The sequence below is a fragment of the Streptomyces sp. ITFR-21 genome, from assembly GCF_031844685.1.
GTDB lineage: Bacteria > Actinomycetota > Actinomycetes > Streptomycetales > Streptomycetaceae > Actinacidiphila.
The window spans coordinates 4,385,430-4,410,956 of sequence record NZ_CP134605.1; the positions used below are offsets into that span (position 1 = coordinate 4,385,430).

Annotated in this window: 24 protein-coding genes; 18 read left to right on the top strand and 6 right to left on the bottom strand. The window is 73.4% G+C overall.

The window, feature by feature from the left end; translation table 11 throughout:
- Positions 1-47: 47 nt before the first annotated feature.
- From mca to RLT57_RS19355, 3 genes are all read left to right on the top strand, one after another.
- On the top strand, positions 48-920 hold the full coding sequence (mca, locus tag RLT57_RS19345; RefSeq protein ID WP_311298646.1) for a mycothiol conjugate amidase Mca: 873 nt from the start codon (positions 48-50) through the stop codon (positions 918-920).
- A gap of 14 nt (positions 921-934) precedes the next feature.
- Positions 935-1,198 carry a hypothetical protein gene (locus RLT57_RS19350; RefSeq protein WP_311298647.1) on the top strand — a complete coding sequence of 88 codons (264 nt, stop codon included), beginning with the start codon at positions 935-937 and terminating at the stop codon, positions 1,196-1,198.
- A 336-nt stretch (positions 1,199-1,534) separates the two neighbouring features.
- A complete protein-coding gene (locus tag RLT57_RS19355) occupies positions 1,535-3,589 on the top strand; it encodes a thioredoxin domain-containing protein (protein ID WP_311298648.1) in 2,055 nt (684 codons plus the stop codon).
- 277 nt (positions 3,590-3,866) lie between these two features.
- On the opposite strand, the gene RLT57_RS19360 is transcribed toward RLT57_RS19355, so the two are convergent.
- Together RLT57_RS19360 and trhA are read right to left on the bottom strand one after the other, a co-directional pair.
- A complete protein-coding gene (locus RLT57_RS19360; RefSeq protein ID WP_399128998.1) occupies positions 3,867-4,244 on the bottom strand; it encodes a hypothetical protein in 378 nt (125 codons plus the stop codon).
- An 80-nt stretch (positions 4,245-4,324) separates the two neighbouring features.
- Positions 4,325-5,023, bottom strand: a complete 699-nt coding sequence (trhA, locus tag RLT57_RS19365) for a PAQR family membrane homeostasis protein TrhA (protein ID WP_311298650.1) — start codon at positions 5,021-5,023, stop codon at positions 4,325-4,327.
- A gap of 238 nt (positions 5,024-5,261) precedes the next feature.
- Between trhA and RLT57_RS19370 the strand changes: the two genes are divergently transcribed.
- Positions 5,262-7,103, top strand: coding sequence for a phosphoenolpyruvate carboxykinase (GTP) (locus RLT57_RS19370; RefSeq protein ID WP_311298651.1), 1,842 nt, complete (start codon positions 5,262-5,264; stop codon positions 7,101-7,103).
- 362 nt (positions 7,104-7,465) lie between these two features.
- Here RLT57_RS19370 and RLT57_RS19375 read toward each other — a convergent pair whose 3' ends face one another.
- The 3 genes from RLT57_RS19375 to RLT57_RS19385 all read right to left on the bottom strand — a co-directional run bounded on the left by RLT57_RS19375 (position 7,466) and on the right by RLT57_RS19385 (position 11,718).
- The gene (locus RLT57_RS19375) at positions 7,466-8,677 is read right to left on the bottom strand and encodes a pyridoxal phosphate-dependent aminotransferase (protein WP_311298652.1); all 1,212 of its coding nucleotides are present in this window, start codon (positions 8,675-8,677) and stop codon (positions 7,466-7,468) included.
- A gap of 90 nt (positions 8,678-8,767) precedes the next feature.
- Complete coding sequence (locus RLT57_RS19380; RefSeq protein ID WP_311298653.1) at positions 8,768-10,369, bottom strand: N-acyl-D-amino-acid deacylase family protein; 1,602 nt, start codon at positions 10,367-10,369, stop codon at positions 8,768-8,770.
- 53 nt (positions 10,370-10,422) lie between these two features.
- Positions 10,423-11,718 (bottom strand): alanine racemase, encoded by a 1,296-nt coding sequence (locus RLT57_RS19385; protein WP_311298654.1) that lies wholly within the window; start codon positions 11,716-11,718, stop codon positions 10,423-10,425.
- 137 nt (positions 11,719-11,855) lie between these two features.
- On the opposite strand from RLT57_RS19385, the gene RLT57_RS19390 reads away from it, so the two are divergent.
- From RLT57_RS19390 to RLT57_RS19400, 3 genes are read left to right on the top strand one after another with little or no spacing between them, the layout of a single operon-like run.
- Complete coding sequence (locus RLT57_RS19390) at positions 11,856-12,890, top strand: sugar kinase (RefSeq protein WP_311298655.1); 1,035 nt, start codon at positions 11,856-11,858, stop codon at positions 12,888-12,890.
- Positions 12,887-13,795: an IclR family transcriptional regulator gene (locus RLT57_RS19395; protein ID WP_311298656.1), complete on the top strand. Its 909-nt coding sequence runs from the start codon at positions 12,887-12,889 to the stop codon at positions 13,793-13,795. Before RLT57_RS19390 ends, RLT57_RS19395 begins: the two co-directional genes overlap by 4 nt.
- Entirely contained in the window at positions 13,792-14,202 is a 411-nt protein-coding gene (locus RLT57_RS19400; RefSeq protein ID WP_311298657.1) for a RidA family protein, read from the top strand. The genes RLT57_RS19395 and RLT57_RS19400 overlap by 4 nt, the downstream gene beginning before the upstream one ends.
- 139 nt (positions 14,203-14,341) lie before the next feature.
- Here the strand turns inward: RLT57_RS19400 and RLT57_RS19405 are convergent, their stop codons facing one another.
- A complete protein-coding gene (locus RLT57_RS19405; RefSeq protein WP_399129002.1) occupies positions 14,342-15,925 on the bottom strand; it encodes a chitinase in 1,584 nt (527 codons plus the stop codon).
- 229 nt (positions 15,926-16,154) lie between these two features.
- Between RLT57_RS19405 and RLT57_RS19410 the strand changes: the two genes are divergently transcribed.
- The 11 genes from RLT57_RS19410 (at position 16,155) to RLT57_RS19460 (ending at position 25,477) form a co-directional block, all read left to right on the top strand.
- Positions 16,155-17,009 (top strand): hypothetical protein, encoded by an 855-nt coding sequence (locus tag RLT57_RS19410; RefSeq protein ID WP_311298658.1) that lies wholly within the window; start codon positions 16,155-16,157, stop codon positions 17,007-17,009.
- Between the two features lie 12 nt (positions 17,010-17,021).
- A complete protein-coding gene (cpaB, locus tag RLT57_RS19415) occupies positions 17,022-17,744 on the top strand; it encodes a Flp pilus assembly protein CpaB (protein WP_311298659.1) in 723 nt (240 codons plus the stop codon).
- The gene (locus RLT57_RS19420; protein ID WP_311298660.1) at positions 17,741-19,303 is read left to right on the top strand and encodes an AAA family ATPase; all 1,563 of its coding nucleotides are present in this window, start codon (positions 17,741-17,743) and stop codon (positions 19,301-19,303) included. Before cpaB ends, RLT57_RS19420 begins: the two co-directional genes overlap by 4 nt.
- A 155-nt stretch (positions 19,304-19,458) precedes the next feature.
- Positions 19,459-19,779, top strand: coding sequence for a TadE/TadG family type IV pilus assembly protein (locus RLT57_RS19425; protein ID WP_399129005.1), 321 nt, complete (start codon positions 19,459-19,461; stop codon positions 19,777-19,779).
- The gene (locus tag RLT57_RS19430; RefSeq protein ID WP_311298661.1) at positions 19,776-21,110 is read left to right on the top strand and encodes a CpaF family protein; all 1,335 of its coding nucleotides are present in this window, start codon (positions 19,776-19,778) and stop codon (positions 21,108-21,110) included. Before RLT57_RS19425 ends, RLT57_RS19430 begins: the two co-directional genes overlap by 4 nt.
- The gene (locus RLT57_RS19435) at positions 21,107-22,186 is read left to right on the top strand and encodes a type II secretion system F family protein (protein ID WP_311298662.1); all 1,080 of its coding nucleotides are present in this window, start codon (positions 21,107-21,109) and stop codon (positions 22,184-22,186) included. The genes RLT57_RS19430 and RLT57_RS19435 overlap by 4 nt, the downstream gene beginning before the upstream one ends.
- Before the next feature lie 10 nt (positions 22,187-22,196).
- Positions 22,197-23,096 (top strand): DUF5936 domain-containing protein, encoded by a 900-nt coding sequence (locus RLT57_RS19440; RefSeq protein WP_311298663.1) that lies wholly within the window; start codon positions 22,197-22,199, stop codon positions 23,094-23,096.
- Between the two features lie 274 nt (positions 23,097-23,370).
- Positions 23,371-23,583: a hypothetical protein gene (locus RLT57_RS19445; RefSeq protein ID WP_311298664.1), complete on the top strand. Its 213-nt coding sequence runs from the start codon at positions 23,371-23,373 to the stop codon at positions 23,581-23,583.
- Positions 23,580-24,179 (top strand): pilus assembly protein TadG-related protein, encoded by a 600-nt coding sequence (locus tag RLT57_RS19450; protein WP_399129891.1) that lies wholly within the window; start codon positions 23,580-23,582, stop codon positions 24,177-24,179. Before RLT57_RS19445 ends, RLT57_RS19450 begins: the two co-directional genes overlap by 4 nt.
- A gap of 31 nt (positions 24,180-24,210) precedes the next feature.
- Complete coding sequence (locus tag RLT57_RS19455; protein ID WP_311298665.1) at positions 24,211-24,804, top strand: hypothetical protein; 594 nt, start codon at positions 24,211-24,213, stop codon at positions 24,802-24,804.
- A gap of 1 nt (position 24,805) precedes the next feature.
- Complete coding sequence (locus RLT57_RS19460) at positions 24,806-25,477, top strand: OmpA family protein (protein WP_311298666.1); 672 nt, start codon at positions 24,806-24,808, stop codon at positions 25,475-25,477.
- Positions 25,478-25,527: the final 50 nt, after the last annotated feature.

Genomic DNA, 25,527 nt, shown 5'->3' on the forward strand with positions numbered 1-25,527 from the left:
CCGACGCGAGGGGGCCGGTGGAACGGAGACCTGATGAGGACCCAGCCTTGACTGAGCAGTTGCGACTGATGGCCGTGCACGCCCACCCCGACGACGAGTCGAGCAAGGGCGCGGCCACCATGGCCAAGTACGTGTCCGAGGGGGTGGACGTACTGGTGGCGACCTGCACCGGCGGCGAGCGCGGCTCGGTGCTCAACCCCCGGCTCCAGGGCGACCCCTACATCGAGGAGCACATCCACGAGGTCCGCGCCAAGGAGATGGAGGAGGCGCGGCAGATCCTCGGCGTCAAGCAGGCGTGGCTCGGCTTCGTCGACTCGGGCCTGCCCGAGGGCGACCCGCTGCCGCCGCTGCCCGAGGGCTGCTTCGGGCTCCAGGACCCCGAGGTGGCGGCCGGCGCCCTGGTGAAGCTGATCCGCGCGTTCAGGCCGCAGGTCATCACCACGTACGACGAGATCGGCGGCTACCCGCACCCCGACCACATCATGACCCACAAGATCTCGGTGGTGGCGTTCGACGCCGCGGGCGACCCGGAGCGCTTCCCCGGGGCGGGCGAGCCGTGGACACCGTCGAAGCTCTACTACAACCAGGGCTTCAACCGGGCCCGCACCCTCGCCATGCACGAGGCGCTGCTGGCCCGCGGCCTGGAGTCCCCGTACGAGGAGTGGCTCCAGCGGTGGGAGGAGATGGACCGGCCCGAGCGGAACATCTCCACCCGCGTGCCGTGCGGCGAGTTCTTCGAGGTCCGGGACAAGGCGCTGCTCGCGCACGCCACCCAGATCGACCCGGACGGCGGCTGGTTCCGGGTCCCGCTGGACGTCCAGCGGGAGATCTGGCCCACCGAGGACTACGAGCTCGCCAAGTCCCGGGTGGACGTCTCGCTCCCCGAGGACGACCTCTTTGCGGGCGTCCGACAGGTCTGAGCGACAATGGTGCCGTGAACCAGACCCACGCTCTTCATCAGCTGGTGCCGCTTGCCGCCGAGCTGGACGAGAAAAAGGTGACGCCGGGACTCCTCGGCTTCGTGGTCTTCGCCGTCATCGCCCTCGGGCTGTGGGCGCTCATGAAGAACATGGGCAAGCAGATGAAGAAGATCGACTTCGAGGAGCAGCCGGAGGAGGTGCCCGCCGCGCGCCGGGCCCCCGACGACGCGGCCGGGCCGACGGCGGCCGGTGCGGCCTCCAAGGCGCCGGGGGCGTGACGCGGGCGGCTGCCCTGTCCTGACCGGTTCCGGCGCGGGCCGGGCGGGGGCCGCGGATGTGGCCGCCGGCCCTTGGCCGGCCTACGGGTACTCCGCCCGGCCGGTCCGCCGACCGGGCGCGGCGGATCCGCGGTCCGAGGCAGCCGAGGACCACGCGGACCAGGGCGTGCTGCGGGACGCAGCCCCCGGCGCGGGAGTCGCCGCCGGCCACGGCGGTCCCGGCGCGGGGGACGTTCCTCGTCGGCCACGTGACGGCGCACGGAGCGGACCGGCCCGGCGGACGCGGGTGCGCGGGGTCCAGGCTCGGGGCCGCGGCGGTGTGAGAGGCTAGGCCGCGTGAACCGGTTGGCTGGTGTGACCTCGCCGTATCTGCTGCAGCATGCGGACAATCCGGTGGACTGGTGGCCCTGGGGGGAGGACGCCTTCGGGGAGGCCCGCAAGCGCGGGGTACCGGTGCTGCTGAGTGTGGGGTACAGCAGTTGCCACTGGTGCCATGTGATGGCACGCGAGTCGTTCGAGGACGAGGTGACCGCCGGGTACCTCAACGAGCACTTCGTCGCGGTGAAGGTGGACCGCGAGGAACGGCCGGACGTGGACGCGGTGTACATGGAGGCGGTGCAGGCGGCCACCGGGCAGGGCGGGTGGCCGATGACGGTGTTCCTGACGCCGGAGGCCGAGCCGTTCTACTTCGGCACCTACTTCCCGCCCCGCCAGCAGCACGGCCTGCCCGGGTTCATGGACGTCCTCCAGGGCGTGGCGGCCGCGTGGCGGGACCGGCGCGACGAGGTCGGCGAGGTGGCCGGCCGCATCACCCGCGAACTCGCCGAGCGGACCAGCGCGTACGGCGGCCCGGCCGGCCCGGTGGGGGAAAGGGAGCTGGCCGCCGCGCTGCTCGGTCTGACCCGCGGTTACGACGAGCGGCACGGCGGGTTCGGTGGGGCGCCGAAGTTCCCGCCGTCCATGGCGCTGGAGTTCCTGCTGCGGCACCACGCCCGCACCGGCGCCGAGGGCGCGTTGCAGATGGCCCGCGACACCTGCGAGGCGATGGCCCGCGGCGGCATCTACGACCAACTCGCCGGCGGCTTCGCCCGGTACAGCGTCGACCGCACCTGGACCGTGCCGCACTTCGAGAAGATGCTGTATGACAACGCGCTGCTCACCCGGGTCTACGCCCACCTGTGGCGGTCCACCGGCTCCGACCTGGCCCGCCGGGTGGCCCTGGAGACCGCGGACTTCATGATCACCGAACTCGGCACCCTGGAGGGCGGGTTCGCCTCCGCGCTGGACGCCGACAGCGACGACGGCGACGGCAACCACGCAGAAGGCGCGTACTACGTCTGGACCCCGGCCCAACTCGCCGCCGAACTCGGCGAGAGCGACGGGCAGTTCGCCGCCGGATACTTCGGGGTGACGCCGGAGGGCACCTTCGACAAGGGCGCCTCGGTCCTGCAACTCCCGCAGGGCAACGGCGTGGTGGACGCCGACCGGGTGGCCTCGGTACGCGACCGGCTGCTGACCGCCCGCGCCCGCCGCCCCCGCCCCGGCCGGGACGACAAGGTGGTGGCCGCCTGGAACGGCCTGGCGATCGCCGCGCTCGCCGAGACCGGCGCGTACTTCGACCGGCCCGACCTCGTACAGGCCGCGGTGGACGCCGCGGACCTGCTGGTCCGGGTGCACCTGGACGGGCGCGGCCGGCTCTTCCGCACCTCCCGGGACGGTGCCGCGGGCGTCAACGCGGGCGTCCTGGAGGACTACGCGGACGTCGCCGAGGGCTTCCTCGCGCTCGCCTCCGCCACCGGTGAGGGCGTCTGGCTGGACTTCGCCGGACTGCTGCTGGACTCCGTCCTGCGTCACTTCACCGCCGGCGACGGCACGCTCTACGACACCGCCGACGACGCGGAGGCGCTGATCCGCCGCCCGCAGGACCCGACCGACAACGCAACGCCGTCCGGCTGGACGGCGGCGGCCGGCGCGCTGCTGTCGTACGCCGCGCACACCGGCTCCGAGGCGCACCGCGACGCGGCGGAACGCGCGCTGGCCGTGGTGAGCGCGCTCTCGGCGAAGGCGCCGCGGTTCGTCGGCTGGGGGCTCGCGGTCGCCGAGGCCGCGCTCGACGGGCCGCGCGAGGTCGCGGTGGTCGGCGCGACCGGCGACCCGCTCACCGCCGAGCTGCACCGCACCGCGCTGCTCGGGGCGGCGCCGGGGATAGTGGTCGCCGTCGGCGAGGAGGGGTCCACCGAGTTCCCGCTGCTGGTGGACCGCCCCACCCGCGCGGGCCGCGCGGCGGCGTACGTCTGCCGCCGCTTCGTCTGCGACGCGCCGACCTCGGACCCCCGCATCCTGGGCTCCCAGCTCCGCACCGAACCCTGGCCGGGCCCGCACCTCTCCTGACCACCCCGCCGACCCTGCCCGCCCGGAGTTCCCCGTGCCCGGGGGCGGGCGGCTTCCCGCGCCCGGCGGTACCGGGGTCCCGTGCCAGGGGAGGTCCTTCGGCATTCCGACACTCACCGCGGTCAGCTCGGCCACTGCGTCACCTCTTCCCGGCGCGCGGACCCGACGGTGCGGCGGGGGCGGCCGGCAGACGCCGCCGTGCGCCGCGTATCAACCGTAGGGTCGCCGCCCGGCGGGGGCACAGCGGAGCGGGAGGAGGGGGGTTGCCGCCGCGGGGTCAGAGGGCCAGGCCGTGGTGGAGCATGGACAGCGTCTCGTCGAGGAGGAGCAGCAGGTCGTCGGCGTCGCGGCCGGATTCGGCCCAGTACTGGGTCGTCTCGTGGAGGACGCCGAAGACCGCGGCGGTGAAGATCCGGATGTGCAGGTCGTCGGGGGCGCGGCCGGTACGTTCGGCGATCACCGCGCCGAGAAGGCGGCCGGTGGCCGACATGCTCTCGTGGGCCCGCGCCCTGATCGCCGGAACGTCCCGGACCAGCTCCTCGCGCTGCACCATCTCCGCCCTGTCCGCCGGGTCGGCCAGCAGCCGGCCCAGCGTCTCGTGCATCATCTCCCGGACGGCCCGGTACGGAACCCGGACCCCGCCCCCGTCCGGCACGACAAAAGACCCGCACCCCCGGCAGGGGGTACGGGTTCGGGTGTCGCGGTGGGCTGGCGCGGACCGCCGGGCCGCCGGGCCTACGCGTGCTGGTAGGCGACCAGCGAGATCCCCACGTAGTGGACCGCGAAGGCGGCCAGGGTGAAGGAGTGGAACACCTCGTGGAAGCCGAACCAGCGCGGTGACGGGTTCGGCCGCTTGAAGCCGTAGATCGCGGCCCCGGCGCTGTACAGCAGGCCGCCCACGACCACGCACACCATCACCGCGACCCCGCCCGTGCGCAGGAAGTCCGGCAGGAAGAAGACCGCTACCCAGCCGAGCGCGACGTAGCACGGCGTGTAGAGCCAGCGCGGCGCGCCCACCCAGAAGACCCGGAAGGCGATGCCGGCCAGTGCGCCCGCCCACACCAGCCACAGCAGCAGCTCGGAGGTCGCGCCCGGCAGCAGCAGGATGGTCAGCGGCGTGTAGGTGCCCGCGATGATCAGAAAGATGTTCGCATGGTCAAGTCGTCGCAAAATTCCTGCGGCCCGGGTACCCCAGTTTCCGCGGTGGTACAGCGCGCTCACCCCGAACAGTGCGCACGCGGTCAGGGTGAAGACCGCACAGGCGAGCCGGCCCCGGGGGCTTTGCGCGAAGGCGGTGAGGATGACGCCCGAGACCAGTACGGCCGGGAACATCCCGGCGTGCAACCACCCTCTGAGCTTGGGTTTCACCGGCGTCAGCAGGTCGGCCTCGTCGATGGCGGGGGAGACGTCGCCAGTTTGTTCCACAGCGCTCATGGCGTCAATCTTACCTACGGTCACATAAGTTACCTGTTAGTAGGAATGTCGGATCAGTAGTGGTGGGGGTCACCGTGGACGCTCTGGACAGAATCATTTGACGAGGATCACACTCATATGAGTGCGGTCGGCACCGGATGAGCACCCTCGCAGCGTCCGGGTCGCAGCCCCCACGGGGCCGGAACCAACCCTCAACGTGTGACGCCGGTCTGTGCGGACCCGGCGGGACGGAGCGATCGTGGCATACGGCTTTACGGCTCCCACCAGGCACCAGGAACTGCTCGACTGGGTCGGCGGGATCGCCGAACTCACCCGGCCCGACAAGGTGGTGTGGTGCGACGGCTCGGAGGAGGAGTACCACCGCCTCGCCGAGGAACTCGTCGCCAAGGGCACCTTCACCAGGCTCGACCCGACCCTGCGGCCCAACTCGTACTACGCGGCCTCCGACCCGTCGGACGTGGCGCGGGTCGAGGACCGGACCTTCATCTGCTCGCAGCGGGAGGCGGACGCGGGCCCGACGAACCACTGGAAGGACCCCGCCGAGATGCGGGCCGTCTTCACCGGGGACGCGTCCGGCGCCCGCGGCCGGGAGGGTGACGGCGGCCTCTTCCGGGGCGCGATGCGCGGCCGGACCATGTACGTGGTCCCGTTCTGCATGGGCCCGCTCGGCTCGTCGCTGTCCGCGATGGGCGTGGAGATCACCGACTCCGCGTACGTCGCGGTCTCGATGCGCACCATGACCCGGATGGGCAGCGCGGTGCTCGACGAACTCGGCTCCGACGGCGCCTTCGTGAAGGCCGTGCACACCCTCGGGGCCCCGCTCGCCGAAGGCGAGGCCGACGTGCCCTGGCCGTGCAACAGCACCAAGTACATCTCGCACTTCCCGGAGACAAGGGAGATCTGGTCCTACGGCTCCGGCTACGGCGGCAACGCGCTGCTCGGCAAGAAGTGCTACGCCCTGCGGATCGCCTCGGTGATGGCCCGCGACGAGGGCTGGCTGGCCGAGCACATGCTGATCCTCAAGCTGACGCCGCCCCGCGGCGAGAGCCGGTACGTGGCCGCCGCGTTCCCCTCGGCGTGCGGCAAGACCAACCTCGCGATGCTGGAGCCCACCATTCCCGGCTGGTCGGTGCAGACCGTCGGCGACGACATCGCCTGGATGCGGTTCGGTGAGGACGGCCGGCTCTACGCGATCAACCCCGAGGCCGGCTTCTTCGGCGTCGCCCCCGGCACCGGCGAGGCCACCAACGCCAACGCGATGCGGACCCTGTACGCCAACTCCGTCTTCACCAACGTCGCCCTCACCGACGACGGCGACGTGTGGTGGGAGGGCATGACCGACCGGCCCCCGGCCCACCTGACCGACTGGAGGGGCCAGGACTGGACGCCGGACAGCGGCACCCCGGCCGCCCACCCCAACGCCCGCTTCACCGTGCCGGCCGACCAGTGCCCGATCATCGCCCCCGAATGGGAGGACCCGCGGGGGGTGCCGATCTCCGCGATCCTCTTCGGCGGCCGGCGCGCGTCGGCGGTCCCGCTGGTCACCGAGTCGTTCGACTGGCAGCACGGCGTCTTCCTCGGCGCGAACGTCGCCAGCGAGAAGACGGCCGCCGCCGAGGGCACGGTGGGCGAGCTGCGCCGCGACCCGTTCGCCATGCTGCCGTTCTGCGGCTACAACATGGGCGACTACTTCGGCCACTGGGTCGGCCTCGGCAAGGACCACGACCCGGAGAAGCTGCCGAGGATCTACTACGTCAACTGGTTCCGCAAGGACGCCGGCGGCCGGTTCGTGTGGCCGGGCTTCGGCGAGAACAGCCGGGTGCTGAAGTGGATCGTGGAGCGGTTGAACGGCGAGGCCGACGGCGTGAAGACCCCCATCGGCGTCCTGCCGGCCGAGGGCGCCCTCGACACCGACGGCCTCGGCCTGTCCCGGGCCGACCTCGACCTGCTGCTCACCGTCGACCCCGCCGTCTGGCGCGAGGAGGCCGCGCTGATCCCCGCCCATCTCCGCACCTTCGGCGACCACACGCCGCCCGAACTCTGGGCCGAATACCGCTCCCTCCTCACCCGCCTGGGCTAACGCGCCCCTGGGAGCGCGGGGACCTGCGTGCTCAGCGGACCACCGTTCGGTGGTGGGGAGCCGTCCTCAGGGGACCGCCTTCTGGGGCTTGCGGGAAGCTGTGTGCCCAGCGGACCACCGCCCGGTGGTGGGCGGCTGTCCGTGAGGGTCCGCCACTTGAGGGGCGCGGGGAACTGCGCGGTCAGCACGGCACCGCCCGGTGGTCCGGGGGATCGACCGCGGCGCGCCGGGCTTGCGGGCCCGGCGCGCCGCTGCGCCGGCCGGTCGCGCCGTTCCCCGCGCCCTACCGGCCCGCCCCGCCGCCGGGGCACCCCGCAGGGCACCCCGCGCGGCAGCGCACCCCGCCGACGCCAGCGCGAGCGCTACGGCTGGCTGTAGCCGTCCAGGAAGCGCCCGATGCGGGTGACCGCCTCCGTGAGGTCCTCCTTGGCGGGGAGGGTGACGAGGCGGAAGTGGTCCGGTTCGGGCCAGTTGAAGCCGGTGCCCTGGACCACCAGGATCCGCTCGGCCCGCAGCAGGTCGAGCACCATCTGCTGGTCGTCCTTGATCTTGTAGACCTTCGGGTCCAGCCGCGGGAACGCGTACAGCGCGCCGCGCGGTTTCACACAGGTGACACCCGGAATCGCGGTCAGCGCCGCGTAAGCGGCGTCGCGCTGCTCGGTGAGCCGCCCGCCGGGCAGCACCAGGTCCTTGATGGACTGCCGGCCGCCCAGCGCGGTGGCGATCGCGTGCTGGGCCGGGACGTTGGCGCAAAGCCGCATGTTCGACAGGATCGTCAGACCCTCGATGTAGCTGGTCGCGTGCTCCTTGGGTCCGCACACCGCGAGCCAGCCGCTGCGGTAGCCGGCCACCCGGTACGCCTTCGACAGACCGTTGAACGTCAAGGTCAGCAGGTCGGGCGCGATGGCGGCGAACGGCGTGTGCGTCGCGTCGTCGTACAGGATCTTGTCGTAGATCTCGTCGGCGCAGACGATCAGCTGGTGCCGGCGGGCGATGTCGGCGAAGCCGCGCAGCAGTTCGTCGTCGTATACGGCGCCGGTCGGGTTGTTCGGGTTGATCAGCACGATCGCCTTGGTGCGGTCGGTGATCCCGCGCTCGACGTCGGCCAGGTCCGGGAACCAGTCGGCCTGCTCGTCGCACCGGTAGTGCACCGCGGTGCCGCCCGACAGCGACACCGCCGCCGTCCACAGCGGGTAGTCCGGCGCGGGCACCAGCACCTCGTCGCCGTCGTCCAGCAGGGCCTGCATGGACATCTGGATCAGCTCGGACACGCCGTTGCCGAGGTAGACGTCCTCGACGTCGAGATCGATGCCCTTGGTCTGGTAGTGCTGTACGACCGCCCGGCGCGCCGGCACGATGCCCTTGGAGTTCACGTAGCCGTGGGCGGCGCCCAGCGACCTGAGCATGTCCTCAAGGATCTCCGGCGGGCACTCGAAGCCGAAGGGCGCGGGATTGCCGGTGTTCAGCTCCAGGATGCGGTGGCCCGCCGCCTGGAGCCGCATGGCCTCTTCGAGTACCGGGCCGCGGATGTCGTAGCAGACGTTGGCGAGCTTCGTGGACTGGATCACCTGCATGCCGGTCACCTTACGGCCACGTAACGCGGGCCGCGCGGTGTTTTCCGCCACCCGGCGGCGCCCGGGGCCCGCGCCGGACAAGCCGCCGGTTCATCGGGCGGGCCGGTCCGCGGCCGGTCCGCGGCGGGCGGGCCGCCGCCGGACCGCGCGCCCGGCCAGCACGGCGGTCCGCCGGCCGTCCTCGACGACGAACCGGCCGTCGATCAGCACGTGCGGGATGCCGGTCGGCAGGGCGCGCGGCCGGTCGTAGGTGGCGCCCGCGGCGACCGTCGCGGGGTCGAAGAGGACCAGGTCGGCGCGGTAGCCCTCGCGGACCAGGCCGCGGTCGGGCAGCCGCAGCCGGGCCGCGGGGCGGCCGGTGAGGTGGGCGACGCACTCCTCCAGCCCGAGCACGCCCGCCTCCCTGACGTAGTGGCCGAGATAGCGCGGGAAGGTGCCGTACGCCCGCGGGTGCGGCTTCGCGCCGTGCAGGATGCCGTCGGAGCCGCCGGTGTGGACGCGGTGCCGCATGATCGTGACGACGTTCGCCTCGTCGCCGACGTGCTGCAGGATCGTGGTGCCCAGCCGGTCGGCCAGCAGCAGGCGGCGGGCGGTGGGCCAGCCGTCCAGCCGGGTGCCGACGTGGCCGCGCAGGCCGGGGTCGCCCACCCCGGAGACCTCGACGGCGGACCAGTCCATGGGCACCCCGTGGCTGCCGTCGGACCCCTCGACCTCCAGCGCGTACCGGATCCGCTCGGCCGTCGCGTCGTCCCGCAGCCGCTCCAGCGTCGCCCCGGGGCCGCCGGCCGCCGCCCAGCTCGGCAGCAGCGCGGCCAGCGTCGTACAGCCCGGCGTGTACGGGTACGTGTCCAGGCTGACGTCCGCGCCGCCGTCCAGCGCCCGGTCCAGCAGCTCCAGCAGTTCGGGCGCGCGGCCCGCGTTGACCTCGAAGTTCATCGTGGCGTGCGCCAGGTGCAGCGCGCAGCCCGCCTCCCGGGCGAGCGCGAGCATCTCCCGGTAGGCCGTCAGCGCGCCCGCGCCGTAGGACCGGTGGTGCGGGCAGTAGTAGCCGTCGTACGCGGCCACCACCCGGCACAGTTCGGTCAGTTCCGCGTCCGAGGCGTACATCCCCGGTGTGTACGTCAGCCCCGAGGACATCCCGACCGCGCCCTCGGAGAGCCCGCGGGCCACCCACTCCTTCATGGCGCGCAGCTCCCCGACGGTCGCCGGCCGGTCCTCGAAGCCCATGACCAGCGCCCGTACGCTCCCCTGCGGCACCAGGTACGCGGCGTTGACGGCGATCCCGCGGTCCAGCCGGTCCAGGTACTCCCCGACGCTCCGCCAGTCGATGTCCACGTCCCGGCCGTCGCCGTTCCACCCGGCGATCTGCGTCCGCAGGTCCGCCAGTGTCCTGTCGTCGACCGGCGCGTACGACAGCCCGTCCTGCCCGAGCACCTCCAGCGTCACCCCCTGGGCGGCCTTCGCCTCGTGCGCGGGGTCGCGCAGCAGCGCCAGATCGCTGTGCGCGTGCATGTCGATGAACCCGGGCGCCAGCACCAGCCCGTCGGCGTCCACCGTCCGCCGCCCGCTCAGCCGCGGTCCGCCCGGCCGCCGGATCTCGGCGATCCGCCCGCCCTCGATCCCCACGTCGGCGGTGTACGCGCTGCCGCCGGTCCCGTCCACCACGCGGGCGCCCCGCATCACCAGGTCCATGAACAGCCCTTTTCCCCGATCCCGGGCGGGCCGTGGCGCGGCGGCCCGCCCGCTCAGAAGAACGTGTGGACGAAGGAGGTGACCGTGCCGTCCGCGGTGGTCACCGGGATGAGCGGCCACTTGTCGAAGGTGGTGCAGGGGTGGGACAGGCCGAGGGCCAGCCAGTCGCCGACGTCGAGCGGGTCGTCGGCCGGGACGGTGAGCCAGGTGTGCTGGTCGGACAGGCCGGTGACGGCCAGGCCGGCGGGGGCCGGGCGCCGGGCGCCGGTCCGCAGCGAGCGGACACTGACCGGGTGCGGGAGGCCGAGGTCGTACGGGGCGTCGCGCTTGCCCGCGTTGAGGAACGCCTCGGTGGGGGAGGGGCGGGAGATCACCTGGGCCCACAGCCGCAGGGCGGGCTCCGGACGGCCCTCCGCGGGGACCCGGTTGAAGGGGGTCAGCCGGCGGTAGTGGCCGTCGTCGTGGGTGACGTAGGCGCCGGAGCGCAGCAGCTTCAGCGCAGGGGCGGACAGCCCGGGGAGCTCGGCGAAGGCGTCGGCCACCGCGTCGAACCAGGCGGAGCCGCCCGCGCTGACCACGATCTCGTCGGCGCCGGCGAACCGGCCCGCGGCGTCCAGGTCCACCGCGAGCGCGACCAGCCGCCGCAGCCAGGCGGCCACCCGCGGCGGGTCGGCGTCGGGCACCTCGCCCTCGTAGCCCGCGACGCCCACCAGCCGCAGCGCCGTGGTGGCCGCCGCCGCCTCCGCGACCGCCATGGCCGCCGCCTCGGTGCGCACCCCGGTCCGCGCCCCCTCGCCCGCGCCGAGTTCGATCACGACGTCGAGCGGGCGGCGGGTGCCGGCCGCCTCCAGCGCCGCGGCCATCAGCTCGACGCCGCGCACCGAGTCCACGTAGCAGAGGAAGGTGACGTCCGGGTCGGCGTCCAACTCCGCGCCGATCCAGGCCAGCGCGGCCGGGTCGACCACCTCGTTGGCCAGGAAAATCCGCTGTATCCCGAACGCGCGGGCCACCCGGGCCTGGTGCGGGACGGCCAGGGTGATGCCCCAGGCGCCGCGGGCCAGTTGGCGGGCGAAGAGCTGCGGGGCCATGGTGGTCTTGCCGTGCGGGGCGAAGGCGAGGCCGTGCCCGGCGGTGTAGCGCTCCAGCAGGCCGAGGTTGTGCTCCAGGGCCTCCTCGGACAGCACCAGCGCCGGGGTGGTGAAGCCGCCGTCGAACAGGCCGCGGCGCTGGGCGGCGAGTTCGCCGAAGGTCAGGTCCCGGGCGTCCGGCGGCACCGCCTTGTAGCGGTGGCCGATCCGCTCCCGGTCCAGCGCGGCCACCCGTTCGTCGAGGCCGCCGGCGTCACCCATGTCCCGCACCTTCCCGTACCACCGGGGCGTTGCGTCATGCGCAACAGCCATTGCGTATCGTGTTGCGAGCTGTCTAACATCCACGCCTGCGCCGGGTCAACGCCTCCCGGTCCCGCCCGAGGGAAGCGAGAGCCCACGTGTCCGCCGCCGCCCGCGCGTCCGCCGGCCCTGAGCCCGGGTACGACGTGGTGTGCCTCGGCGAGTCCATGGTCACCTTCGTGCCCGCGCGCCCCGGCCGGCTCGCCGACGTACCCGACTTCCACCGGGCGATCGGCGGCGCCGAGTCCAACGTCGCCTGCACCCTCGCCCGCGCCGGGCACCGGGCGCGCTGGATCAGCCGGGTCGGCGCCGACGGCTTCGGCGACCACCTGGTCGGGGCGATCGCCGCCTGCGGCGTGGACGTGGGCGCCGTCCAGCGCGACCCGCGCCGCCCCACCGGGGTCTACTTCCGCACCGCGGCAGAGCGCGCCACCGCCGCCGCGCAGCCGGGCCGGGCCGAGGTCGTCTACTACCGCAAGGGCTCGGCCGCCGCCGCCCTGTCGCCCGCGCTGGTCCGCCGGCACGACGCCTGGTCGGGCCGGGTGCTGCACCTGACCGGCATCACCGCCGCACTCTCGGCGACCTGCCACGCGCTGATGCGGCGCCTCACCCACCGCGAACCCGGCCGCCCGCTGGTCTCCTACGACGTCAACCACCGGCCCGCGCTGTGGCACGACGCCGACCCCTGGCGGCTGGCGGAACTCGCCCGCGGCTGCGACCTGGTGTTCGTCGGCGAGGACGAGGCCGAGGCGGCGTGGGGCCTGCCGGACGCCGACGCGATCCGGGCCGCGCTGCCCGAACCGCCGGTGCTGGTCGTCAAGCAGGGCGCGGCCGGCGCCACCGTCTTCACCGCCGGACAGCGGCTGCGGGTGCCCGCGCCGGCCGTGGACGTGGTCGCGCACGTGGGCGCGGGCGACGCCTTCGCGGCCGGCTTCCTGTCCGCCTCGCTGCGGGAGCTGCCGCTGCGGGACCGGCTGCGGCACGGCCACCTGTTCGCCGCCGCCGCGCTGACCGTCCACGACGACCTGGCCGTACCGCCGTCCCGGGCGCTGACCGACGCGCTGGCCGCGCTGGACGACACGGCCTGGGGCCGGCTGCGGCTCGGCCCGGGGTGGACGCGGGAGGAGCGGTGAGCCAGAGCGTCGACCGGGCGCTGAGCATCCTCCCGCTGCTCGCCGAAGGCCCCGCGGGACTGGAACAGGTCGCCGACCGGCTGGAGGTGCACAAGTCGACCGCGCTGCGGCTGCTGCGCACCCTGCGCGAACACGGCCTGGTCTACCGGCAGTCCGACCAGCGCTACCGGCTGGGCACCCGGCTGTTCGCGCTCGCCCAGCAGGCGATGGAGGCGCTCGACATCCGCGGCATCGCCCACCCGCACCTGGCCGCGCTCAACGAAAGCACCGGCCACACCGTGCACCTGGCGGTGTACGAGCAGGGCGAGGTGGTCTACATCGACAAGGTGGAGAGCCGCTACCCGGTCCGGATGTACTCGCGGATCGGCCGCCCGGTCGCCATCACGGTCGCGGCCGTCGCCAAACTGCTGCTCGCCGACCTGCCCGAGCCGGAGCGGCGGGCGGTCGCCGAGCGCCTGGAGTACCCCCGCTACACCGCCCGGTCCACCCCGGACGCCGCGGCGTTCCTCGCCGAGCTGGCACGGGTGCGGGAGCAGGGCTGGGCGAGCGATCTGGGCGGCCACGAGGAGTCCATCAACTGCCTCGGCGCCCCGCTGCGCGGCCCGGACGGCCGGGTCTGCGCGGCCATGTCCGTCTCCGCGCCCAACGTCGTCGTGACGGCGGAGGAGCTGCTGCGGCTGCGGCCGCTGGTGCTGCGGACCGCCGAGGCGGTCAGCGCGCAGCTGTCCGGGACCGTGCCCGCCGTGCCCGCCGTGCCCGCCGCGGGCGTACCCGCCGGCCCGGTGTCCGGCCCGGTGGCCGGTCCGGCGCCTGGCGCGCGGTCCGGCGCGGCGTCCGGCGCGGCGTCCGATCGAGTGTCCGACCCACCTGTCACCGCCCCCGAGCACGAGGACCACCCCGCATGAGCGAGCCGGCCAAGACCGCGATCACCCCGTCCACCCATTCCGCGCCGCCCGCGCGGTTCTCGCACGGCGTCCGGAAGGGGAACATCCTCCAGGTGGCCGGCCAGGTCGGCTTCCTCCCGGCCGTCGAGGGCGAGCCCCCGACGCCGGCCGGGCCGACCCTGCGCGAGCAGACCCTGCAGACCCTCGCCAACGTCCAGGCCGTCCTGGAGGCGGGCGGCGCGAGCTGGGAGGACGTGGTCATGATCCGCGTCTACCTCACCGACACCGGCCACTTCGCCGAGTTCAACGAGCTCTACAACGCCTTCTTCGCCGGACTGGAGGAGGCCGCCGCGGCCCGTACCACCGTCTACGTCGGGCTCCCGGCCGGCCTGCTGGTCGAGATCGACGCCCTCGCCGTCCTGGGCTGAGCGGCCGGGACCGCGGCCCCCGGGGGTCCGCCGAACGGCGGACGGCCCCCCGCGGCCGGTCCGGGGACCGGCCGCGGGGGGCCCGTGTGCGCGGCGCCCCGGGTACGGGGAGCCGTCGTGCGTACGGCCGCGCCGACGGTTACGGCATCGCGTGGACGTGCGCGCCGACGCCGTTGGACCAGGCGTTGCCGGCGCTGGCGTCCCAGTTGGTGGACCAGGTCATCGCGCCGCGGATCGTCGGCCAGGTGGTGCTGGGCTTGAAGGTGCCGCAACCGGTGCCCTTGGCGAGGCAGTCGAGCGCGTTGTTGACGACGGTCGGGCTGACGTAGCCGGAGCCGGCCGCGCTGGTGGAGGCCGGCGTGCCGATGCCGATCTGCGCCGGGGACAGGCCCGCCTGGATCGCGGTGCAGGCCAGCGTGGTGATGAAGTCCACCGTGCCCTGGCTGTAGACCCCACCGTCGCAGCCGTTCATCGAACCGCTGTTGTAGTACTGGGTGTTGACGATGGTCAGGATGTCCTTGACCTTCAGCGCGGTGGCCAGGTAGTCGCTGCCCGCCGAGAGCATGTCGATGGTCTGCGGGGCCATCGTGATGATCAGCGAGGAGCCGGCCTTGGCGCTCAGCGCCCGCAGTGCCTGCGGCATGTACGTGGAGTCGATGCCGTTCTCCAGGTCGATGTCGACCCCGTTGAAGCCGTAGGTCTGCATCAGCGAGTAGACGCTGTTGGCGAAGTTGGTCGCCGAGGCGGAGTCCCGGATCGAGATGGTGCCGTTCTGGCCGCCGACGGAGACGATGACCTTCTTGCCGGCCGCCTGCTTGGCCGCGATGTCCGCCTTGAACTGCGCCACGCTGTAGTTGAGCGAGGGGTCCAAAGTGAAGGACACCGCGCCGGGTGTGGTGGTCGCGTCCGCGAACGCGACCGCGATGATGTCGTACTGGCTCTGCACCTGGGCGATGGTCTGGACGGTCGCGCCGTTGTTGAAGTTCTGCCAGTAGCCGGTCACCACGTGCTTGGGCAGGTCGCCGGTCGGCGGGGTCACCGGGGTGGTCGGCGGGGTCGTCGGCGGCGTGGTGGGAGGCGTCGTCGGCGGGGTGGTCGGCGGGGTCGTCGGCTGGGTGGTCGGCGGAGTGGTGGTCGGGCTGGTGGTCGGCGGGGTGGTCGCGGTGCCGCCCGGCCCGGTGAGCGAGATGTCGTCGGCGTAGTACGTGGGCTGGCCGTACCAGCCGTGCGTGTAGACCGTCACCGAGCTGGTGTTCGCACCCGTGGTGAAGTTGACGCTCAGCTGCTGGTACCCGGAGGTGCCCGGGGTCCAGGTGGACGGGTCGGTGCCGCCGGTGCCGGTCGCGCCGATGTAGACGTAGGAGCCCTGCACCCACGCGCTCAGCGTGTACTGCGAGTTGGGCTGGACGCTGACGGTCTGGGTGCACTGGGCGTTGTCGCTGTTGGAGGGGACGCCCTTGAGGGCGGCGGACCCGGCGTGCACCGGGCTGCCGACCGCCGAACCGCTGCCGGCCGTGCAGCTCCAGTTGGAAAGGCCGCTCTCGAAGCCGGGGTTGGCGATCAGGTTGGTGGCCGCGGCGCTGGCCGAGCCCATGTCGACCAGGGCGGCGCCGGTGCCGATCACCGCGGCGGCGCTCAGGCCGGCGATGGTCCGCTGCAGGACGGTCGATCTGGGCTTGGCGCGGCTCGCTCGGTTCCGGGCCGCGTGTGATGCACGTTCCACGACTGCCTCCTATGGGCAAGGAGTTGGGGGGTGGTGGGAGCGCGGGTGACAGAGAACACAGGGGACATGCAGTTAGGAGAAAACTGGTCCAGACCAATCTGGTTGTCAAGACCCGGTCGCCACCTGTCGTTCATCCATCCCGATCCGCGACTTTCCGCACCCGGGCCGCTACACGCCGATAAGCTGACGACCGCGAATCGCCAGGTGGGACGGAGAAGGGGAGGTGCGGATGCCGACGGTCATCACGGTCACCACGGACGACCTCGCACTCTCGCTCGAAGACCAGGTGATACGCACCGCGGCGGCCCTGGACGCGTACGGCCACGTGGTGGTGCTCGCCCCCGCGGACCCCGCCGACCCGGTGCGCCGCCGGCTGCACACCGTGCGGTCGGCCCTGGAGGCGGACCGGATGGCCATCGTGCCGCTCACCCTGCCGCCACTGGCCCGCACCCTGCTCGGCGAGCAGCTGCGGCAACTGGCCGGCACCGACCTCGGCCCCGGCGTGCTCGCCGGCGCCGCCCGGCTGCTCGCCTACTACCTGCACTCCGGCGCGCTGCTCGGCTCGGTCGCCAAGCTCGACCGGGTGCCGGTCGGCGTCGGCAGCCACGTCAGGTCCCTCGTCCCGGGGCGGCACTTCGCCGTCCTCGCGCACCCCGAGCCGTATCTCGCCGAGGCCGACGCCGACCATCTGCCGCCGGGCCCCGGCTACCAGACCCAGCTGGCGCTGGCCGGCACGGGCGTCGACGCCGGCTGGATCACCGGACCGCTCGCCGACGCCTGGCACTCCCAGCACCTGCGGGAGGTGCCGCTGCCACCGGACTCGGCCCGCTGGTGGGGCACTTCGCGGCTGGTCGAGTTCACCGCCTACATCGCGGACGTCGGCATGCTCTACCAACTGGTCACCTCGGTACGGCGCGACACCTGCACCTGGTGCGGGCTCGAAGTCATCGGCGACCAGTGCCTGTTCTGCGCCACCCGACTCGGCGAGCGGGCCACCCCGGCGAAGCACGCCGCCGTCCCCGCCGGCCGGGAGCGCGCGGTCGAGACCCCGCGCCGCCCCCAACTCGAACCCCACAAGCGATAGGTCCGCCCGCACATGAACTCACGTCAGCGCCGTGGCGTCGTCCTCCTGGTGGTCTCCGTGCTGTGCGCGGTCGCCGCTTTCGCCGGGGTGGTCGCGGTCGTCAGCAACGCGCGCTCGCAGGTCGGCTCCAAGGTCACCGCGTACGAACTGACCGCGGACGTACCGGCGTACTCCGCCCTCAGCGGCGCCAAGGTGCGCCGCATATCGGTGCCGAAACGCTGGCTGCCCGACACCGCGGTCCGTGATCTCGGCGAACTCCAGGGGAAGATCGCCGCGGTGCCGCTGAAGAAGGGCACCCTGCTGCAGTCCGACATGGTCGCCGACCGCCCCCGACTCCAGCCGGGCCAGATGGAGATCGCCATCATGATCGACGCGGAGACCGGCGTGGCCGGCAAGATCACCCCCGGCGCGCGGGTCAACATCTTCGCCACCTTCAAGGCCCGCCGCGAGACCGACCCGGACCTCTCCAAGCTCATGGTGGCCGACGCGCAGGTCATCGACGTCGGCCAGATCAAGGCGTTCGACAAGACCACCGACGCGCAGCGGCTGTCCGACCAGGGCGTGCCGATCACCTTCGCGCTCGACGTGAAGGACGCCCAACGGATCGCCTTCTCCGAGTCGTTCGCCGTCCACGTGCGCCTCGCGCTGGTTGCGCCGGGCGAGACCGGGACGCCGTCGCCGGGCGATCGCACGTACACGCTGAACGGCGACAAGGACACCGGGAGCGCGCGGTGAGCGTACGCATCCTCGCCGCCACCGGCGACCCCGACGCGGCACGGGCCCTGCTGAGCCTGCTCGGGCAGCTGCCCGACCTCGAACCCGCCTCCGTCGCGGGCGACTCCACCGCGCTGCTCGACACCCTCGCCCGCGCCGCCGAGGCCGGGCTCGACGAACTGCCCGAAGTCGTCGTCCTGCACGACGTGATCGCCCCGATGCCGGCACTCGACCTGGTCCGCGACGTCGCGCTGCGCTTCCCCTCGGTCGGCGTGGTACTGCTCACCGCCGACCCCGGCCCCGCCATGCTGGCCGCCGCGATGAACGTCGGCGCCCGCGGCGTCCTCGCGCTGCCGCTGTCCTACGACGAGCTGGGAGCCCGGGTGGAGGCCGCCGCCGCCTGGGCCACCGGGGTGCGGCGCCACCTCGGCCCCGGCCGCGCGGTGGTGCCCGCGGTGGCCGGCGGCCTCCTGGTCGCGGTGGCCGGCGCCAAGGGCGGCGTCGGCACGACCGTGACCGCCGTCCAACTCGCCCTGGCCGCCCAGGCGTCGGGCCGCTCCACCGCGCTGGTCGACCTCGACCTGCAGGGCGGCGACATCGCCTCGTACCTCGATGTGCAGTTCCGCCGCTCGGTGGCCGACCTCGCCGACATCGCCGACGTCTCCTCGCGGGTCCTCAACGACGCGATGTACGTCCACGAGTCCGGCCCCGCCCTGCTGCTCGCCCCCGCCGACGGCGAACGCGGTGAGGACGTCACCGACCGCGCCGCCCGGCTGGTGCTGGCCGCCCTGCGGCAGCGCTACGAGGTCGTGGTGGTGGACTGCGGCACCCAGGTCACCAGCGCCAACGCGGTGGCCGTGGAGACCGCCGACACCGCCCTGCTCGTCACCACCCCCGACGTCATCGCGGTACGGGCCGCCAAGCGGATGGTGCGGATGTGGGACCGCCTGCAGATCCGCAAGCCGCAGGACACCACGGCGGTCGTCAACCGGTACGCCCGCGGCAGCGAGATCCAGCCGTCGCTGATCGGGCGGATCACCGGGACGAAGGTCGCCGCGTCCGTGGTCCCGGCCGGCTTCAAGGAGCTGCAGGCGGTCATCGACGCCGGCCGGCTCCAGGACCTGGACAACCGCTCCACCGTCAAGGCCGGGATCTGGGCGCTGGCGGGGGAGGTGGGGCTGGTCGCGGGCGCGCCGGCGCCGCCGGCCCGCGGCAGGAAGCAGCGGCGCGGCGACCGGGGCCAGGTCACCCTGGAGACCCTCGGGATGCTCCCGGTCATCCTGGTCACGCTGGTCCTGGTCTGGCAGGCGGTCCTGGCCGGCTACACCTTCACCCTCGCCGGCGACGCGGCCGACCGGGGCGCCCGCGCCGAGGCGGTCGGCCGGGACGGCGTGGCGGCGGCCAGGAGCACGGTGCCGGGCGCCTGGGACATCACCGACGCCTCCGCCGCCCGGGACGGCGACGGCCAGGTCCACGCCACGATCGGCCTCCACGTCCCGGTCCTCTTCCCGGGGCTGATCGACTTCCCCGTCACCGTCCACGGCCACGCCCGCACCACGGACGAGGAGCCCGACCGATGAGGGGCGCCCCGCGGGCGGGCCGCCCCGTGCCCCGCGCCCTGCCGGCGGTGCGCCGCGCACCGGCCGGCACCGCGGCCGCGAGGCCGCGGGCGGGTGGGCCGGGTCCGCGGGCGGGGTGGCGGGATCGCGGGGTCGCCTCACTCGAATACCTGGGGATGCTGCCGTTCCTGCTGCTCGTCGCGCTCGCCGGGATCCAGCTCGGCATCGTCGCCTACTGCGCGGAGCAGGCCGCCACCGCGGCCAGGACCGCGGCGCGTACCGCCGCGCAGGAGGACGCCAGGACCGATCCGTACACCGCGGGCCGCGAGGCCGTCAGCGGCTGGGTGGACCCGGACATCAGCTTCCCCGGCGGCACCGGCGGCCCAGCCGTCCGCGCCAGGGCGACCGTGCGGATCCCCTCCGTGCTCCCCGGGCTCAGCCTGTTCGGGCCCGTCTCCCGTTCCGCGACGATGCCGAAGGAGGACGACACACCGTGAGCCTCCGTGCCCGCCTCACCGTCGAAGAGGCCACCCCGCAGACCCAGGAAAGCCACCTGGTGGCCGTCTACCGGGCCAAGCTGCTCCAGGAGATCGACCTCGCCGAGATGTCCGCGCTGGCCGCCGCCGAGCGCCGCGCGCGGCTCGAGCGCGTCCTCGGACACATCATCAGCCGCGAGGGCCCGGTGCTGTCGACCGCGGAACGGGCGGCGCTGATCCGCCGGGTGGTGGACGAGGCACTCGGCCTCGGCATCCTGGAACCGCTGCTGGAGGACCCGTCGATCACCGAGATCATGGTCAACGGCCCGGACCGGATCTACGTCGAACGCGGCGGCCGGGTCGAGCAGGTCGCCGCCCGCTTCTCCTCCGCCGACCAGCTGCTCCAGACCATCGAGCGCATCGTCTCCACCGTCAACCGCCGGGTGGACGAGTCCAATCCGATGGTCGACGCCCGGCTGCCCTCCGGCGAACGCGTCAACGTGATCATCCCGCCGCTGTCGCTGACCGGCCCCACCCTCACCATCCGCCGCTTCCCGCGCCCGTACACCCTGAGCGAACTCATCGGCCTGGGCACGCTGGACGAGCACATGCTGCTGCTGCTCTCCTCCTTCGTCCGGGCCAAGTGCAACATCATCGTCAGCGGCGGCACCGGCTCGGGCAAGACCACCCTGCTCAACGCGCTGTCCGGGCTGATCCCGGACGGCGAGCGGATCATCACCGTCGAGGACGCCGCCGAACTCCAGCTCCAGCAGGAGCACGTGATCCGGCTGGAGTCCCGGCCGCCCAACGTCGAGGGCGAGGGCCGGGTCACCATCCGCGACCTGGTGCGCAACTCGCTGCGCATGCGGCCGGACCGGATCATCGTCGGCGAGGTCCGCGGCGGCGAGACGCTCGACATGCTCCAGGCGATGTCCACCGGGCACGACGGCTCGCTGGCCACCGTGCACGCCAACTCCGCGGAGGACGCGGTGCTCAGACTCCAGACGCTGGCCTCGATGAGCGAGGTGAAGATCCCCTTCGAGGCGCTGCGGGACCAGATCAACTCCGCGGTGGACGTGATCGTGCAGCTGCACCGGCACATCGACGGCACCCGGCGGATCGCCGAGATCGCGGTGCTGTCCTCGCGCGGCCGGGACTCCTTCCAGCTCAGCTCCGCCAGCCGGTTCCGCGCCGAACCGCTCGGCGTGGACCGGATCGTCCGCGGCTGGTACGAACACCGGCCGGTGCCGCGGGAGATCGGCGAGCGGCTCTACCTGGCGGGCGAGCACGTGCCCGCCGCGTTCGGCATCGGCGCCAGCGAACTGGAACTCGACAGCCGGGAGGCGAAATGACGCGGCTTGCGGGGCCCGCCGCCCACGCCGTGCCGTGGGCCGGGACGGGCCACCTGCTCCCGGGCGGCTTCCCGGGCGGCGGCCTGCCGGCCGCGGCCCCGGTGCCGCGCGCCGGGACGGTGTCGGCCGCGCCCGCCTTCGCCGCCGGCCCGTACCCGCTGCTGGTGCTGGTCGTCACCACCGTGGCGCTGGTGCTCGGCGTATGGGGCCTGCACGCCTGGCGGGGCGGCCGGGCGGACCGCGCCGCGCTGGTCGACCGGCTCGCCGGGGACTTCGAACCGGCCGCGCACCGGGCCTCCTTCGCCGCGCTCGACCGCCGGGTGCGCGGCTACGCCTGGGGCCGCACGCTGGAGAGCCGGCTGGCGGCCACCGGCAGCGACCTGACGCCCGGTCAGTTCACCGCCGGCTTCGCGGGAGTGGTGCTCGCGGCCTGGCTGCTGGCCGCGATCGTCCTGGCGCCGTTCTTCGGGCCGATCGCGGCGGTGCTGGCCGGCTGGACCGCGTACTCCTTCCTGTCCTGGCGGCGCCGGGTGCGCACCGAGCGCTTCATCGCCCAACTCCCCGACCTCGCACGGGTGCTGGCCAACGCCACCCAGGCCGGGCTGGCGCTGCGCACCGCGGTCTCCATGGCCGCGGACGAGCTGGAGGCGCCGGCCGGCGAGGAGTTGAAGCAGGTCGCGGACGCGATGGCGCTCGGCCACTCGGTCGAGGACGCCCTGGCCGAACTGCAACAACGGCTGCCCAGCCGGGAGCTGGTGGTGCTGGTGTCGACCCTGGTGCTGTCCAGCCGGGCCGGCGGCTCGGTCGTGGAGTCGCTGCGGAACCTCACGGTGACCCTGGAGGAGCGCAAGGAGACCCGGCGGGAGGTCCGCACCCAGATGTCCCAGGTCACGTTGACCGCCTACTCGGTACCGGTGATCGGCATCGGCTCGCTGCTGCTGCTGGACCGCATCATGCCCGGCTCCCTGAGCGCCATGACCGGCTCCAACCTGGGCCGGATCTGCGTCCTGATCGCGCTGGGCCTGTACGTGGTCGGGTTCGCGCTGATCCGCCGGATGTCCCGGATCGACGTGTGAGGGGGCGGCGATGACACTGATCGGTCTCGGACTCGCCCTGGTGGCCGCCTGCTGCGCGGTGGGCGTCGTCCACGCGGTCGGCCTGCTGCGGGCCGACGCCAAGCTCCCCGACGACCTCGCGCTTGCCCTGGAGGTGGGCCGCACCCGCACCACCCGGGCGGGCAACGCCATCGACCGGCTCGGCATCCGCTGGGTCCCGATGGTGCTGCGGATGATGGGCCCGGCCCGGATCGCCAGGACCCGGGCCAGGATCGACCACGCCGGGCACCCGCACGGCCTCACCCTTGAGCGCTACGCGGCCCGCCGCGCGGTCTACGGCGGCCTCGGCGGCCTCGGCGGGCTGGTCCTGCTGACCCGGGGCAGCTGGCTGCTGGCGCTGCTGGTGCTGGCCTACGGCTGGTGGTGGGCCGATCTCGGCATCTGGCTGGCGGTCCGCCGCCGCCGCGACGACATCGAGCGCACCCTGCCGGACTTCCTGGACGTGCTGGCCGTGGTGGTCAGCGCGGGACTCGGCTTCCGCCAGGCGCTGGAGCGCGTCAACGCCGTCTACCAGGGCCCGTGGTCGGACGAGATCCGGGTGGCCCTGCGGCAGATGGACGTCGGCGTCAGCCGCCGGGACGCCTTCGACCAGCTGCGCAGGCGCAACCGCAGCGAGCAGGTGGCCCAGTTCGTCTCCGCCCTCCAGCAGGGCGAGGAACTCGGCGCGCCCATCGCCCGCACCCTCCTGCAGATCGCCCAGGACATGCGCCGCACCGAGGCCCAGAACGCCCGCCGCCGCGCGGCCCGCATGGTGCCGCGGGCGACCGGGGTGATCACCATGCTGCTGGTCCCGGCCACCATGATCCTGCTGATCTCCGGCACCATCATCGGCTCCCAGATCCACTTCGGCGATCTCTTCGGAAATGGGTGATTCCGGTGTCACGGAGGGGAGTTGGACGGCATGCTTGCGGGGTCCGCGGTTTCCGCGCGACCCGCGGGATTTCGGCCGCGTACGGCACTACCGGGTGCGGATGCCGAGGACTCGGGTGTACCTTTGCATTCGCAACCATATTTGCACCTGCAACCTGCACTGCGAACCCGCACCACGACCAGCGAGAGGCGGTGCACCGTGTCCACCTCACCCGACAGGCCGCACACGGCCGCCGAACTCGACAGCCAGGTGACAAAGGATGGGGCGAACAATCATGAACAGGTGGCTAGTCCGACGCTTCGTCAGAATCCGCGGTCGGCTGACCGGCCCCGGATCCGACGGGGGCCAGACGTCGTTCGAGTATCTGGGCATCGCGGTGGTGATCGCGGTGATCATCGGGGTGCTCGCCGGTACGACGGACATCGGCGACACGGTGATGGGCGCGATCATCGACAAGATCAACGCCATCGCGAACGCCGGCGGCTGAGCCGGGCGCGGTACGGGGACGAGGGCCAGACCGTCGGCATCTACATCGTCGCGATCGCCGCCCTCTTCTTCCTGTCGTTCGCCTATCTCGCGGTGGGACAGGCGTCCGTGGCCCGCAACGGCGCGCAGACCGCCGCCGACGCAGCGGCGTTGGCGGCGGCCCGCGAGGAGCGGGACCTGCTGGGGAACCAGTTCCTGGCCGCGCTGCTGGCCGGCGACCAGGCCGCGCTGCGCCAACTGCTCACCTACGCGGCGGGCGAGGCCGGCTGCGGCGGCGCGCCGGGAGCGGCGGCGGCCGACTACGCGGCCGACAACCAGGCCGAACTGACCGACTGCGCACCGGTCTTCGGCCCGCCCGGCTTCCGGGTGGCGGTCCGGACACTGGGCACGGTCGGCCCGTCCGTGGTTCCCGGCACTGAGGACATCAAGGCCGTCGCGCACGCCACCGCCGTGCTGGAACCGCGCTGCACGCTCGGCGGACTGTCCCTGCCCGTCGTGGACTTCGACTGCGACAACGGCCCCCTGGACATCGACCCGACGGATGCCGGGTTCATCCTGGACCTGTCGGACTTCTACACCGTCCATCTGAGCGACTGACGTCGGCCGAACAGTGAGGAGTTCCCAACCAATGGGCAAGTGGCACGGGCGCAGAACAGCCGGCGCGGCGGTGGCCGCCGGCCTCGTACTCCTGCTCGCGGGCTGCGGCGGCGGGGGCGGCGGCGGTGACAAGGCCGGCGGCGACCCGGCCGCCCCGGCCGCCACGACCCCGGCCGCCGGCTCCGCCGACGCGGGCGGCGGCCAGTCGGCGTCGGACACCCCGAGCCCGGTCCTCGCGCAGATCAAGGGCGGGGACGACGTGCTGGTCACCATCAACTCCGCGGTCCGCGACAAGGACGGCTACGTCACCGTCCAGGGCACCGTGACCAACAACGGCACCGCCCCCTTCAACGCGGTGGACTGGCGGGGCCAGGAGACGGCGCTGGTGAAGTCCGGGGCATCGGTGGCGGGCGCGGTCCTGGTGGACGAGGCCGGCAAGAAGCGCTACTACGTGCTGCGCGACACCGACGGCCGCTGCCTGTGCACGACGGGCCTGATCGACGTCAAGCCCCAGGCGACGGTGCCGATCTTCGCCCAGTTCCCGGCGCCCCCCGCGGCCACCACCGAGGTCGAGTTCGACCTGCCCACCATGCCGCCCGCCAAGATCACACTCTCCGAGGGGTGAGATGCCAGTGAAGCCCGCCGCTTCCACCACCGCCGCCTCGGCGGCGGCCGGCGCGCTGCTCGCCGTGCTGCTGGCGGCCGGCGCGGTCAACGGGACGGCCGCCGTGGCGGCCCCGAACCCGCCGCCGAACGCCGGGGAGGCCGCCGCGACCCCGCCGGTGCCGATCAACCCGGACTCGCCGGGCCTCCGACTGACCGCCGGGGCCACGCTGGCCCCCTCCAAGGTGCTGGACATCGTCTCGGTGACCGACGAGAGCTCGGTGGCCGCGAGCCAGCCGGAGCAGCGCCAGGAGACGTCCAACACGACGGTGACCTACGCGCTCCAGGCCGAGGTGCTGTTCGGCAAGGACAGCGCGCGCCTGGCCCCCGCCGCGACCGGGCGGATCCGGGCCATCGCGGGCGACATCAACGCGCGGCACGTCTCGTCACCCATCCGTGTCTTCGGGTTCACCGACGATCTGGGCAGCAGCGAGCACGGCGACGTGCTGTCCAAGGCGCGGGCCGACGCGGTCTACAACGTGCTGGCGACGGAGCTCGACGCACTGGGTGACGCATCCCACACTTTCCAGGTGCGCGGGTACGGCGAGGACTACCCGATCGCCGACAATTCCACCGAAAGCGGGCGGCAGCAAAACCGGAGGGTCGAGATCACTTTTACGCCTCCTGCCGCGTAACGGCCTAAGCGGGGGCTCAGACGCGGTACGGTGTAACTCCCCCCTCGGGC

Excerpts from the sequence above, each read along its gene's own strand:
- RLT57_RS19460 (WP_311298666.1), top strand. The coding sequence starts at position 24,806 with ATGCCAGTGAAGCCCGCCGCTTCCACCACCGCCGCCTCGGCGGCGGCC.
- RLT57_RS19440 (WP_311298663.1), top strand. The coding sequence starts at position 22,197 with ATGACACTGATCGGTCTCGGACTCGCCCTGGTGGCCGCCTGCTGCGCG.
- RLT57_RS19455 (WP_311298665.1), top strand. The coding sequence starts at position 24,211 with ATGGGCAAGTGGCACGGGCGCAGAACAGCCGGCGCGGCGGTGGCCGCC.
- RLT57_RS19435 (WP_311298662.1), top strand. The coding sequence starts at position 21,107 with ATGACGCGGCTTGCGGGGCCCGCCGCCCACGCCGTGCCGTGGGCCGGG.
- RLT57_RS19425 (WP_399129005.1), top strand. The coding sequence starts at position 19,459 with ATGCTGCCGTTCCTGCTGCTCGTCGCGCTCGCCGGGATCCAGCTCGGC.
- RLT57_RS19400 (WP_311298657.1), top strand. The coding sequence starts at position 13,792 with ATGAGCGAGCCGGCCAAGACCGCGATCACCCCGTCCACCCATTCCGCG.
- RLT57_RS19380 (WP_311298653.1), bottom strand. The coding sequence starts at position 10,369 with ATGGACCTGGTGATGCGGGGCGCCCGCGTGGTGGACGGGACCGGCGGC.
- RLT57_RS19445 (WP_311298664.1), top strand. The coding sequence starts at position 23,371 with ATGAACAGGTGGCTAGTCCGACGCTTCGTCAGAATCCGCGGTCGGCTG.
- RLT57_RS19385 (WP_311298654.1), bottom strand. The coding sequence starts at position 11,718 with ATGGGTGACGCCGGCGGCCTCGACGAACGGGTGGCCGCGCTGGACCGG.
- RLT57_RS19375 (WP_311298652.1), bottom strand. The coding sequence starts at position 8,677 with ATGCAGGTGATCCAGTCCACGAAGCTCGCCAACGTCTGCTACGACATC.
- trhA (WP_311298650.1), bottom strand. The coding sequence starts at position 5,023 with ATGAGCGCTGTGGAACAAACTGGCGACGTCTCCCCCGCCATCGACGAG.
- RLT57_RS19410 (WP_311298658.1), top strand. The coding sequence starts at position 16,155 with ATGCCGACGGTCATCACGGTCACCACGGACGACCTCGCACTCTCGCTC.
- cpaB (WP_311298659.1), top strand. The coding sequence starts at position 17,022 with ATGAACTCACGTCAGCGCCGTGGCGTCGTCCTCCTGGTGGTCTCCGTG.